This is a genomic window from Pseudoalteromonas sp. SG43-1 (assembly GCF_014164415.1).
GTDB lineage: Bacteria > Pseudomonadota > Gammaproteobacteria > Enterobacterales > Alteromonadaceae > Pseudoalteromonas > Pseudoalteromonas distincta.
Window position 1 is genome coordinate 26,033 of record NZ_JACJFD010000012.1, and the last position, 12,181, is coordinate 38,213.

Annotated in this window: 15 protein-coding genes; 14 read left to right on the forward strand and 1 reads right to left on the reverse strand. The window is 40.7% G+C overall.

Going from position 1 to position 12,181, the window contains the following annotated elements; translation table 11 throughout:
• Nucleotides 1-11 precede the first annotated feature (11 nt).
• Entirely contained in the window at nucleotides 12-2,450 is a 2,439-nt protein-coding gene (plsB, locus tag H5159_RS10230; protein WP_182780238.1) for a glycerol-3-phosphate 1-O-acyltransferase PlsB, read from the reverse strand.
• A gap of 417 nt (nucleotides 2,451-2,867) precedes the next feature.
• On the opposite strand from plsB, the gene rpsJ reads away from it, so the two are divergent.
• From rpsJ to mutL, 14 genes are all read left to right on the forward strand, one after another.
• Nucleotides 2,868-3,179, forward strand: coding sequence for a 30S ribosomal protein S10 (gene rpsJ, locus H5159_RS10235; protein WP_002957900.1), 312 nt, complete (start codon nucleotides 2,868-2,870; stop codon nucleotides 3,177-3,179).
• A 27-nt stretch (nucleotides 3,180-3,206) separates the two neighbouring features.
• Nucleotides 3,207-3,842, forward strand: a complete 636-nt coding sequence (gene rplC, locus H5159_RS10240) for a 50S ribosomal protein L3 (RefSeq protein ID WP_002957898.1) — start codon at nucleotides 3,207-3,209, stop codon at nucleotides 3,840-3,842.
• 17 nt (nucleotides 3,843-3,859) lie between these two features.
• On the forward strand, nucleotides 3,860-4,465 hold the full coding sequence (gene rplD, locus H5159_RS10245) for a 50S ribosomal protein L4 (RefSeq protein ID WP_002957897.1): 606 nt from the start codon (nucleotides 3,860-3,862) through the stop codon (nucleotides 4,463-4,465).
• Nucleotides 4,462-4,764, forward strand: a complete 303-nt coding sequence (gene rplW, locus H5159_RS10250) for a 50S ribosomal protein L23 (protein WP_002957896.1) — start codon at nucleotides 4,462-4,464, stop codon at nucleotides 4,762-4,764. Before rplD ends, rplW begins: the two co-directional genes overlap by 4 nt.
• Before the next feature lie 15 nt (nucleotides 4,765-4,779).
• Nucleotides 4,780-5,604, forward strand: coding sequence for a 50S ribosomal protein L2 (gene rplB / locus H5159_RS10255; protein WP_002957895.1), 825 nt, complete (start codon nucleotides 4,780-4,782; stop codon nucleotides 5,602-5,604).
• A 15-nt stretch (nucleotides 5,605-5,619) separates the two neighbouring features.
• Nucleotides 5,620-5,898 (forward strand): 30S ribosomal protein S19, encoded by a 279-nt coding sequence (gene rpsS / locus H5159_RS10260; RefSeq protein WP_004588689.1) that lies wholly within the window; start codon nucleotides 5,620-5,622, stop codon nucleotides 5,896-5,898.
• Nucleotides 5,899-5,911: 13 nt separating this feature from the next.
• Nucleotides 5,912-6,244 (forward strand): 50S ribosomal protein L22, encoded by a 333-nt coding sequence (gene rplV / locus H5159_RS10265; RefSeq protein ID WP_002957892.1) that lies wholly within the window; start codon nucleotides 5,912-5,914, stop codon nucleotides 6,242-6,244.
• Nucleotides 6,245-6,255: 11 nt separating this feature from the next.
• Nucleotides 6,256-6,957 (forward strand): 30S ribosomal protein S3, encoded by a 702-nt coding sequence (gene rpsC, locus H5159_RS10270; protein WP_002957891.1) that lies wholly within the window; start codon nucleotides 6,256-6,258, stop codon nucleotides 6,955-6,957.
• Nucleotides 6,958-6,969: 12 nt separating this feature from the next.
• Nucleotides 6,970-7,383: a 50S ribosomal protein L16 gene (gene rplP / locus H5159_RS10275; RefSeq protein WP_002957890.1), complete on the forward strand. Its 414-nt coding sequence runs from the start codon at nucleotides 6,970-6,972 to the stop codon at nucleotides 7,381-7,383.
• Nucleotides 7,383-7,574 carry a 50S ribosomal protein L29 gene (rpmC, locus tag H5159_RS10280; RefSeq protein WP_002957889.1) on the forward strand — a complete coding sequence of 64 codons (192 nt, stop codon included), beginning with the start codon at nucleotides 7,383-7,385 and terminating at the stop codon, nucleotides 7,572-7,574. The genes rplP and rpmC overlap by 1 nt, the downstream gene beginning before the upstream one ends.
• Nucleotides 7,574-7,831 (forward strand): 30S ribosomal protein S17, encoded by a 258-nt coding sequence (rpsQ, locus tag H5159_RS10285; protein WP_002957888.1) that lies wholly within the window; start codon nucleotides 7,574-7,576, stop codon nucleotides 7,829-7,831. Before rpmC ends, rpsQ begins: the two co-directional genes overlap by 1 nt.
• Nucleotides 7,832-8,453: 622 nt before the next feature.
• Entirely contained in the window at nucleotides 8,454-8,921 is a 468-nt protein-coding gene (tsaE, locus tag H5159_RS10290) for a tRNA (adenosine(37)-N6)-threonylcarbamoyltransferase complex ATPase subunit type 1 TsaE (protein ID WP_182712012.1), read from the forward strand.
• 27 nt (nucleotides 8,922-8,948) lie between these two features.
• Complete coding sequence (locus H5159_RS10295; protein ID WP_182780239.1) at nucleotides 8,949-10,292, forward strand: N-acetylmuramoyl-L-alanine amidase; 1,344 nt, start codon at nucleotides 8,949-8,951, stop codon at nucleotides 10,290-10,292.
• 36 nt (nucleotides 10,293-10,328) lie between these two features.
• Nucleotides 10,329-12,176: a DNA mismatch repair endonuclease MutL gene (gene mutL / locus H5159_RS10300; protein ID WP_182724388.1), complete on the forward strand. Its 1,848-nt coding sequence runs from the start codon at nucleotides 10,329-10,331 to the stop codon at nucleotides 12,174-12,176.
• Nucleotides 12,177-12,181: the final 5 nt, after the last annotated feature.

Sequence of the window (12,181 nt, forward strand, 5' to 3'; positions counted from 1 at the left end):
TAAATGCATTGCTAGTTACACTGATCTTGAACTATATCGCTGATTGACTGCCAGACGCGTGCTGGCAGTAATGTTTTAAGGTGTGCGTAGGTTTCACATAGTTGTGTGCTACCTACTAAGCCCTTATCACCCTCTGTTATTAACGACTCGCCACGTAAGTTTTCGATAAAACTAACAAGTACTTTTTTGTCAAAAAACTCAGGTGTTTTAATACCATGCAGTGTACCTAAACGTTGTGCGAGTACTTGGCTTTCTCTTTCAAGCTCGGCTTTTTCAATGCCATCACTTGTTTGAATAAAACCAATCACAATAGCGTAACGTTGTAGGGTAAAGCTAAGTGCTCGTCCAAGCATTTCTAGCTTAGCTAAGCAGTCGTTACTGTTTGTTATATGAATGTTATCGCCATCAAACTCAATTAAATTTTGATCGGCAAAATTAGCTAAAATACGCGTTATGTAGTTTTCATCAAGAGGTTGTAAATACCATTCTTTAGCAAATAGCGGATAAAATGTTTTTACAAGTTGTTGGCATTGAGCAATCGTAGTGCTGTGTTGTTTAAATAGATGTAGTGCAATTAAGCTTGGTACTGCAAACAAGTGCAAAATATTGTTTCGGTAGTAATTAAACAGTACTTTTTCTTTATCGCTAATCGTAATAATTTCGCCAAACTCATCACTGATAACTTCAAACTTATTAAGCTTTAATGCATGCGTTAGTAATTGCTCTGGTGTTTCGTCTGGTGTAGTTACTTTGTTACTGTAGCTTGCATCACGCTGTAAGCGCAGATAAAAATCAAGCTGAGCTAATAGCTTTGGTTTACTCAATGCTTGTTTATCGTTAACCAGCAATATCATCGCTAGTAAGTTAACCGCATTAAGCGCCGCTGCATTATTAATTTTAACCATTACTTGGTCGGCAAGTTTAGTTACTTGTGGTGCTAACCATTGTGGCTTTTGCACGTCAGTTGGGTGTATTGAATCACGCCAATCAGGTTGGTTATCGTTTAAGTATTGGTTAATAGAGATTGGATCGCCAAAGTTTAAGTTACCACGACCGTAGTTTTTAAGGTTTTTGATTGCCTTAAAAATACCAAATATAGATTCGCCTTTTTTATCTTTACCATCCAGCTCTTTAAGGTAGGTGTTAATTTCCATGACGTGCTCGTAGCCAATGTACACAGGAACAATAGATATTGGTCTGTCTATTCCGCGTAGCATTGCTTGTAATGTCATAGATAGCATACCCGTTTTAGGCGGAAGTAAGCGTCCAGTCCGGCTTCGACCGCCCTCCGTGTAAAACTTAACAGAGTAACCTTTAATAAACAGTTGGCTTAAATACTCTTTGAATATGGCAGAATAAAGTTTATTACCTGCAAATGAACGGCGAATAAAAAACGCACCAGAGCGTCTAAATATGCCTCCGGCAGGGAAAAAGTTAAGATTTATACCAGCAGCTATATGCGGAGGTACTAAACCCAAATGATAAATAGAGTAAGTAAGCAGTAAGTAATCCATATGGCTGCGATGACAAGGCATATAAATTATTTCATGTCCTTTATCTGTTAGTTCATGAATTTGTTCGGCGTGTTTAATATCAATACCATTATAAAGCTTATTCCATAACCAAGTTAAAAACCTTTCGGCCACACGTATCATTGCTTCAGAGTAATTAGCGGCTATTTCATCAAGTAGCTTAAGTGCATTTTGACGAGCTTCTGTTTGGCTAATGTTTTTAGCGTTAGCTTCATCTTGAATTGCTTTTTTTATAGTAGGTGACGCTAATAATGAATTAAATAATTGCTCACGAGATGGCATTTTAGGGCCTGTAGCAGCTAGCTTTTGGCGCTTAAAGTGAACACGCGCTACGCGTAATAATTTATGAGGTAACTCACTTACGTCGGCTTTTTCATTGACCAAAAGTGATAAGTCGAGTGGTTGGCTAAAGCGAATAAAGTTATCGCGCCCTGAAAATAACACCACAAAAAACTTTCTAAACCAGCTTGGAGTAAGAGAGTGTGTAATTAAAGTACGTAGTCCTGGCTTTTCTTTACCTGGATCGCGCCCCCATAAAATAGTAACAGGCACCACTTGTACGTTTTGCTGACCGCTTTTTATTAAGTACTCAATAATTTGCTTGCCTTGGGCTAAAGCATTGGTTGGTTTTGCTTCATCACCAAATAACGGTGGAGGATTTTTAATACCAATAAAACGGTCTAAATTTTGGGTCCCTAGCACTTGCTCTTCTGTTGGGCTAGGTAGGCCATTCTTTTTACAAACATGCGCCAGCGCGGCTAAATCAAAACGTGAATTTAAACGCACTATGTAAAATGTAGGGTACTCAGGGTTTAGATCATACTGTTTAATAGGATTTTCTGGCAGCACTTTGCTTTTCACAAATAAGCGGCTAAATCCAGCAGACATAACATTTAAACAATAATTTAAAATACGCATCGACTCACCATATTGAGAGTATTAAGGGCAAAATTAGCGCAACAGGATACCATAATATCTAAAAATCCCTTAGTTTGCGCAATTAAGATGTTTAGTTGTTTGTTGACTAGCATCAAAAGCATTAGTTCAAGTATAGCTATTGAACATGTATGGACGCATATTTAATCAAATTAGTATTCATTACATTGTTTCTAAATAGTTGTTGCATTTATCACCAATACCTCTATAATACGCAGGCTTTCAAAATTCCTCTGGGAATTAGAAAGGATAAATTAAGCTTGGATTTCAAGCTAATAAACAGGAGTTCCGATTTGGAACTCAACGTAGATATAATCAAACAGCCGACATCTTAAGTTTTAAGATTGTTTCGGTCGTTTTTTTATGCTCTTTTATATGCTCTTTATATTGAGGTTAAGAATGTCAAATCAACGCATTCGTATTCGCCTAAAAGCTTTTGACCACCGTTTGATTGACCAATCAACGGCAGAAATCGTGGAAACTGCGAAACGCACTGGCGCACAAGTACGTGGTCCAATCCCACTACCTACACGCTTTGAACGTTTTACTGTACTAACTTCACCGCACGTTAATAAAGATGCGCGTGATCAGTACGAGATCCGCACCCATAAACGTCTGATAGACATCGTAGAACCAACTGACAAGACTGTAGACGCGCTTATGCGTTTAGATCTTGCTGCTGGTGTTGATGTTCAAATCAGCCTGGGTTAATCGAAAGATTAGAGAGGTTTTAGGAAAATGGCATTAGGTCTAGTCGGTCGTAAAGTGGGTATGACACGAATCTTCACTGAAGATGGTGTATCTATCCCTGTGACAGTTATTGAAGCGACACCTAACCGCATTGCTCAGATCAAATCTGACGCAACAGACGGTTATAACGCGCTTCAAGTAACCGCAGGCACTAAAAAAGCAAGTCGTGTAAACAAAGCTAAAGCGGGTCATTTCGCTAAAGCTGGTGTTGAAGCGGGTCGCGGTCTGTGGGAATTCCGCCTTAACGGTGGTGAAGGCGATTTTGAAGTAGGCGCTGAGCTTACTGTTGAATTATTCAACGAAATCAACAAGGTTGACGTAACCGGTACTTCTAAAGGTAAAGGTTTCCAAGGTGGTGTTAAGCGCTGGAATTTCAGCATGCAAGACGCTACACATGGTAACTCTCTATCTCACCGTGCTCCTGGTTCAATCGGTCAAAACCAATCACCTGGTAAGGTGTTTAAAGGTAAGAAAATGGCCGGTCATATGGGTGCTGAGCGTGTAACGACTCAAAACTTAGAACTAGTTCGCGTTGACGCTGAGCGTAATTTGCTTTTAGTTAAGGGTGCAGTACCTGGAGCTATTGGCGGTGACGTTATCGTTAAACCAGCTGTTAAAGCATAAGTCCTGGAGATTTAGTGATGGAATTAGCAATTAAAGACGCTTCTGGCGGTCTTGAAGTTTCTGAAGCTACTTTTGGACGTGAGTTTAACGAAGCATTAGTACACCAAGTAGTTGTTGCATACGCAGCAGGTGCTCGTCAAGGTACTCGTGCTCAGAAGACACGTTCTGAAGTAAGCGGTGGTGGTAAAAAACCATGGGCTCAAAAAGGTACTGGCCGTGCACGTGCCGGTACAATCCGTAGCCCAATTTGGCGTTCAGGTGGCGTTAGCTTTGCAGCTAAACCACAAGACCACAGCCAAAAAGTAAACCGTAAAATGTACCGTGGTGCGATTAAAAGCATCTTATCTGAATTAGTTCGTCAAGAGCGTTTAATCGTTGTTGAAAGTTTTGCTCTAGCAGCACCAAAAACTAAAGAACTAGTTGCTAAGCTTAAAGAACTTGAGCTTAAAGATGTTCTTATCGTGACTGAAGAAGTAGATGAAAATCTTTTCTTATCGGCACGTAACCTTTATAAGGTTGACACACGTGATGTAGCTGGTATCGATCCTGTAAGCTTAATTGCTTTCGATAAGGTACTTATTACAGCCGCTGCTGTTAAGCAACTTGAGGAGGCGCTAGCATGATTCGCGAAGAACGTCTTTTAAAAGTGATCCTTGCTCCACATATCTCTGAAAAAAGCACAATTGCTGCTGAAGAAAACAATACTATTGTTTTTAAAGTAGTAAATGACGCAACTAAAGCTGAAATTAAAGTAGCAGTTGAGAAGCTTTTTGAAGTAGAAGTAACGGGTGTTCGCACACTTAACGTTAAGGGTAAAACAAAACGTACTGGCGCACGTTTCGGTCGTCGTAGCGACTGGAAAAAAGCTTACGTTACTCTTAAAGAAGGCAGCGAGCTAGACTTTGTCGGCGGCGCCGAGTAATAAGGGGATAGAATTATGGCACTTCAAAAGTGTAAGCCTACTTCTGCGGGCCGTCGTCACCTAGTTAAAGTGGTTAACTCTGATCTACATAAGGGTAAGCCATACGCACCACTTTTAGAGAAAAACTCTAAATCAGGTGGTCGTAATAACAATGGTCGTATTACGGTTCGTCATATCGGTGGTGGTCATAAACAACATTACCGTTTAATCGATTTTAAACGTACTAAAGATGGCATTCCAGCCACTGTTGAACGTTTAGAATACGATCCAAATCGTAGCGCAAACATCGCTCTTGTATTATATGCAGACGGTGAGCGTCGTTACATTATCGCACCAAAAGGCTTAAAAGCTGGCGATGCAATCCAGTCTGGTGTTGATGCACCAATCAAACCTGGTAATGCATTACCAATGCGTAATATGCCTGTAGGTTCGACTGTTCACAACGTAGAATTAAAACCAGGTAAAGGTGCTCAAATCGCACGTTCTGCTGGTGCATACGTTCAAATCCTTGCTCGTGATGGTCAGTATGTAACATTACGTCTTCGTTCAGGCGAAGTTCGTAAAGTTGAATCTGATTGTCGTGCGACACTAGGTGAAGTAGGCAATGCTGAGCATATGCTTCGTTCACTTGGTAAAGCAGGTGCAAATCGCTGGCGTGGTATTCGTCCGACAGTTCGTGGTGTTGCCATGAACCCGGTAGATCACCCACACGGTGGTGGTGAAGGTCGTACATCTGGTGGTCGTCATCCTGTGTCTCCATGGGGTAAGCCGACTAAAGGTGCGAAGACGCGTAAGAACAAGCGTACGGATAAATTTATAGTACGTCGTCGTACTAAGTAATATTGAGGAATAGCCATGCCACGCTCTCTCAAGAAGGGTCCTTTTATAGACCTACACTTGCTGAAGAAGGTAGAGAAAGCTTTGGAAAGCGGTGAGAAAAAGCCAATTAAAACTTGGAGCCGTCGTTCAATGATCATACCTAACATGATCGGATTGACCATTGCTGTCCATAATGGTCGCCAGCACGTACCAGTTTTCGTTTCTGACGAAATGATCGGTCACAAACTAGGTGAATTTGCACCAACTCGCACTTACCGTGGCCATGCTGCGGATAAGAAAGCGAAGAAACGATAAGAGGGGAAGATAAATGCAAGCATTAGCTAAACATAAATTCGCCTCTGGTTCGGCGCAAAAAGCACGTCTAGTTGCAGATCAGATCCGCGGGTTACCTGTAGATCGCGCACTAGAAATCCTGGCGTACAGCCCTAAGAAAGCGGCTGTATTAGTTAAGAAAGTACTTGAGTCTGCTATTGCTAACGCAGAGCATAACGAAGGTGCTGACATTGATGAGCTTCGTATAACAACGATCTTTGTGGACGATGGTCCTACAATGAAACGTATTATGCCTCGTGCTAAAGGACGCGCAGATCGCATCCTTAAGCGTACAAGCCATATCACTGTTATGGTTTCAGATAGCTAGGAGTATAAGTAATGGGACAAAAAGTTCATCCTACTGGTATTCGCCTAGGTATATCTAAACCTTGGGTTTCTACCTGGTACGCGAGTTCAAAAGATTTCTCTGCACAGCTTTTTGGCGATCACAAAGTTCGTACATTCCTTACTAAGGAATTAAAAACGGCTTCTGTGTCTAAAATCGTTATTGAGCGTCCAGCAAAATCAATCCGAGTAACAATTCACACGGCTCGTCCGGGTGTTGTTATCGGTAAAAAAGGCGAAGACGTAGAAAAATTACGTCAAGCGGTAACTAAAATCGCTGGTGTACCTGCTCAGATTAATATCTCTGAAGTACGTAAACCAGAACTAGATGCACAACTAGTAGCAGACGGCATTGCCTCTCAACTAGAACGTCGTGTTATGTTCCGTCGCGCTATGAAGCGTTCGGTACAAAATGCAATGCGCATCGGTTCTAAAGGGATTAAAGTTGAAGTTAGCGGTCGTCTTGGCGGCGCTGAAATCGCACGTTCAGAATGGTATCGTGAAGGTCGTGTACCTCTACATACTCTTCGTGCTGATATCGATTACGCAACTTCTGAAGCCTTAACCACTTATGGTATCATTGGTGTTAAAGTTTGGATCTTCAAAGGCGAAGTTATTGGTGGTTTACCACTAGTACAAGAGCAAGAGAAGCCAGCTAAACGCGCACCAAAGAAAGCCAAGAAAAGTGCTAAGTAGAGGTAGCGAGTAATGTTACAGCCAAAACGTACAAAATTCCGTAAAATGCACAAAGGCCGCAACCGCGGTTTAGCGCAAAACGGTAACAAAGTAAGCTTCGGTACTTTCGGATTGAAAGCAACTGGCCGTGGCCGTATGACTGCTCGTCAAATCGAAGCAGCTCGTCGTGCTATGACGCGTCACGTGAAACGTCAAGGTAAAATCTGGATTCGTGTCTTCCCTGACAAACCGATTACAGAAAAACCTCTTGAAGTTCGTATGGGTAAAGGTAAAGGTTCTGTTGAATATTGGGTTGCTGAAATTCAGCCTGGTAAAGTACTTTACGAAATGGAAGGTGTTTCAGAAGAGCTTGCTCGTGAAGCGTTTGACCTTGCTGCTCGTAAACTGCCATTCAAAACAACTTTCGTAACTCGGACGGTAATGTGATGAAAGCTAGCGAACTAAAAGATAAAAGCGTAGAAGAGCTTAATGCTGAACTTCTAGGACTACTTCGTGAGCAATTTAATATGCGCATGCAAGCTAGCACTGGTCAGTTAGCTCAGACACACACGCTAAGAACAGTACGCCGCGATATCGCGCGTGTAAAAACAGTTATTAACCAGAAGGCAGGTCAATAATGAGCGATAAAATTCGTACTCTTCAAGGCCGTGTAATCAGCGACAAGATGGAAAAATCTTTCACTATCGCTATCGCACGTTATGTGAAGCACCCAATCTATGGGAAATTCATTAAACGTACGACTAAGTTACACGTACATGACGAAAATAACACAGCAAAAGCGGGTGACGTAGTTACTATCCGTGAATGCGCACCAATTTCTAAGAATAAATCTTGGACTTTAGTAGACGTTATTTCTAGTCCAAAACAAGCTTAATTTTTAATTAAGTTAGTTTTGTAAAAAAGCCCTGGCATTAGCCGGGGCTTTTTGTTTTCTGGAACTGCCTTGTCTTGAAACGTGTTTACACATTTAGGACTTATACCAATCCGCAATAATACTTAATCATTTTGTGGGGCTAAACGTGTCGCTACCTGCTTTAAAAAATGCTCATTTAGAACAACTAAATAGCGAATTTCTGCCTAGCTATCAACACGTTTTTCCAGCCTCAAAATAGATCACTTAATTAAGCGAATTGGTATTATCTTTTTATCAGAAATACAAAAGCATGCAGGGTAGTTTTCTGGTTTGTGTCATCAACTCCGTTGTTGCTATATATTTTTTAGTATCAGAACTAGTGGCTGAATCATAAAAGTTTGATTATAAGCTTACATATCTCAGTAACTTTAATACTTGCTATAGGCATATAAGCCGTAGCGTTACTTTTCTCTTACTTTATTTCAATGTTACAGTTTTAAGGTATCGAAAATAGATATTCAAATATAACTTAATCATTCGCTTGTCTGGTTTTTTTATGTCTAAAACCTCAATTTATCGCCTTAAATGAATATTCTGGTATGATTAGCAAATATGCGCTTTTGAATGAATTTTTGAGGTAATAATGACGCGTAGTTTTGAATTTCATTTAACTGATGAGATTGCCACGGTTACAATGGGTAATCGCGTTGCTGATATTATAGAGCAAGGTGCGGTTATTTATTTACATGGTGATTTAGGTGCTGGTAAAACAACGTTTACACGAGGTGTAGTGCAAGGCTTTGGCCATACAGGTAAGGTTAAAAGCCCGACCTATACACTAGTAGAACCTTATGAGCTTGAGCGTGCAAATGTTTATCATTTTGACTTATACCGCTTAGGTGATCCTGAAGAACTCGAATACATGGGAATACGCGATTATTTCTCAGCAGACGCAATTTGTGTTGTTGAATGGCCTGAAAAGGGTGGTGAATTTATTCCTGTGCCTGATTTAGATATTACTCTAAGCTATGTGGGTAACGAACGTAAAATTGTTATAAATAGTGCGAGTGAGCGCGGTATAGCAATTGTCGAAAAACTAAATAATCAATAATAATATAGTTAAGGCAGTAATTATCCAATGAGCCGAGGTGTAGTTAAACTTTTTATTTATCTTATGGTTATCACCATAAGCTTGCCGCTATGGGCTAAAAACACAATCAATAGTGTGCGTGTATGGCCGTCTCCAGATAGTACGCGCGTGGTATTTGATTTAAATGATAAGCCCGACTTTAGCTATTTCATGCTTAAAAACCCTAGCCGCCTAGTGATTGATTTAGAAAATACTAGCGAGTTAAAAACATTGCCAGGTGTGCCCCCGAAACATCAAATAGTAAGCAAATTACGTTACTCAAAACCTAAAAATAAACAAAGCGTACGTTTAGTATTTGAATTAAGTGCGCCAATAAAGCCAGTGGTATTTGCCCTCGCACCTACAGGCCCTTATAAAAATAGACTCGTTGTTGATTTATACAATAAAAGCAAAGCTACTACAGTTGTTTCTCCTGCTCAAACAGCCGCTAAAAACCGTCAACTAAGCCAAGAACGCGACATTGTTATTGCAATTGATGCGGGGCATGGCGGCGAAGATCCTGGTTCAATTGGGCCATCAGGCACCTACGAAAAAACAGTTACACTGCAAATTGCGAAACGTTTAGAGCGCATGATTGATGGCGAACGTGGCATGATTTCGCGCATGGTACGAAGCGGTGACTATTTTGTAAAATTAAATACCCGTACTAATCGAGCCCGTGAAAAAAAGGCAGATTTTTTTGTTTCTATTCATGCTGATGCATTTACAAGCCCTGGGCCAAATGGTGCCTCTGTGTGGGTTTTGTCATTAAGACGTGCTAATTCAGAAATAGGTAAATGGATAGAAGATAAAGAAAAACACTCCGAGCTTTTAGGTGGCGCTGCTGATGTAATGAAAGATGCCGCCAATGAAAAATATCTAGCACAAGCGTTGCTTGATATGTCGATGGACCACTCTATGAAAACTGGCTTAAATGTAGCTGATGAAGTGGTTAAAGAGCTTCGTAAGGTTGCCAAACTGCATAAAAAAGATCCCCAGCATGCGAGCCTTGCAGTACTAAAATCACCAGATATTCCATCTATTTTGGTAGAAACAGGGTTTATATCTAACCCGCGAGAAGAAAAGCTACTTAAAAGTCCTAATCATCAAGAGCGTTTAGCTAAAGCTATATTTACTTCAATTAAAAATTATTATTTGAAAAATCCGCCGGATGATTCTTTATTTGCTAAATTAAAGTCGCAATATCCAACAAAGCATAAAGTACGCCCCGGTGAATCTTTAAGTATGTTAGCGAGTCGCTATGGCGTTACAGTCAATAAATTAAAACAAGTTAATAAGCTTAGTTCTAATACCTTATTTATTGGGCAAGAGCTCGATATACCTCAAAGTTAGTCATTATTATTAGCGCAATGTTTGCTAGGAAGTCTCATGAATATTGAAATATTACCCGCGCGTTTAGCCAACCAAATTGCCGCAGGCGAAGTGGTTGAGCGCCCAGCGTCGGTAGTAAAAGAGCTTGTTGAAAATAGCTTAGATGCTGGCGCAACGCGTATTCAAATTGATATTGAGCGCGGCGGCCACAAACTTATTCGTATTCGTGATAATGGCGCAGGGATAAGTAAAGATGAGCTAACGCTTGCACTTTCTCGCCACGCGACAAGTAAATTAAAATCACTTGATGACCTTGAAAACATTTGCTCACTTGGCTTTAGAGGGGAAGCACTTGCGTCAATTAGTTCTGTGTCGCGTTTAACGCTGAGCTCAAAACCAAAAGAGCAAGAAGCGGCTTGGCAAGCTTTTGCAGAAGGCCGCGACATGGCCGTTCAAGTAAAACCTGTAGCGCATCCCGATGGCACAACCATTGAAGTAAAAGATTTATTTTTTAATACTCCAGCACGTCGTAAATTTTTACGCACCGAAAAAACTGAATTTAGCCATATTGATGAGTTGATAAAGCGTATTGCGCTTAGTCGCTTTGATGTCTCTATTACACTAACTCACAACGAAAAAGTAGTAAGGCAGTATCGTGCCAAAACTGATCCCTCTCAGGCTATAACACGCGTAGCACAAGTTGCAGGCAAGGCCTTTGCCGAGCAAGGTTTGCATATTCAATCAGGAGAAGGCGGTTTACAGTTGCATGGTTGGGTGCTACCTGTAGGCTCAGCTAATACGACTCAGTACACTTATGTGAATAATCGCATGATGCGCGATAAGCTTATTTTGCATGCTATACGCCAGGCATTTGAAGAAGTAAGTGGAACACAAGAATTACCCGGTTTTGTCATTTATATTGATATTGACCCTCGGCAGGTTGATGTAAATGTTCACCCTGCTAAGCATGAAGTGCGTTTTCATCAAGGGCGGTTAATTCATGATTTTATATTGCAAGCTATTAAGCAGGTAGTAGTGCCATTGCAAGGCGAATTCACTAACGAATCAGCGAGCACAGCAGCAGAACTCACGCCAGCGTTCATTGAGTCGTCTCATAGCAGTACTAATAATATAGAAAGCGAAGGAGTGTTTGATTACCCTAAATCGCAATTACAGCCCTCTTCCTCTGGAAGTGCTGGTAGCTCAAGTTCGTCCTCAGGTACTAGAAGTGTTGGCGGTGCATACCGTGCTGCACCAAGTACGAGCCATCATGACGTAAATGCGTTTTATCAAGGAGTGAGTGAGCAACACGCCGCGCATTTTGATAATGCAGCCAATATATCTGCTGCACCACACCAGTCCATATCTGTGGATAATGTCTTAAAAGCTGTTTCTATTATAAGTGTTAGTGAAGGAGTGTGTGTCTTTAGTGAAGAGCAGCAATTGTATTGCTCACATTTTAAATATGCATTAGTTGATGATTGGCATAATCAAATTAAAGAGTTCGGAAGTTTAGAAGGGAAAGCCCTTTTGTTACCAGTGCGAGTAAACTTAGAAAAAGAAGATTGCTTACTTATAGAATCCCAGCAATCGTGGTTTACCTTACTTGGTTTTGAACTTGTAATAGAAAAACAATTTGTAATGGTTAAAAAATTGCCAGCGTGTTTATATTTACTTGACGTAAGTGCAGCGGTAGGTGAGCTACTTGATGCGTGTAAAGCAAAACTTGAAAATATAGAGAATTGGTTAGAATGGCAAATGAAATGCGTGCCGACCCGATTTTATTTAAGCAATGTATTTTTAGCGCAACAAATGCGCTTAAAAAATAATCCACAAACTATTGAACGCTTGCGTAAAAAAGCAGTTAAAATAGAGCTAAATCACTATTTAACGCAATTAGATTAAGGTAT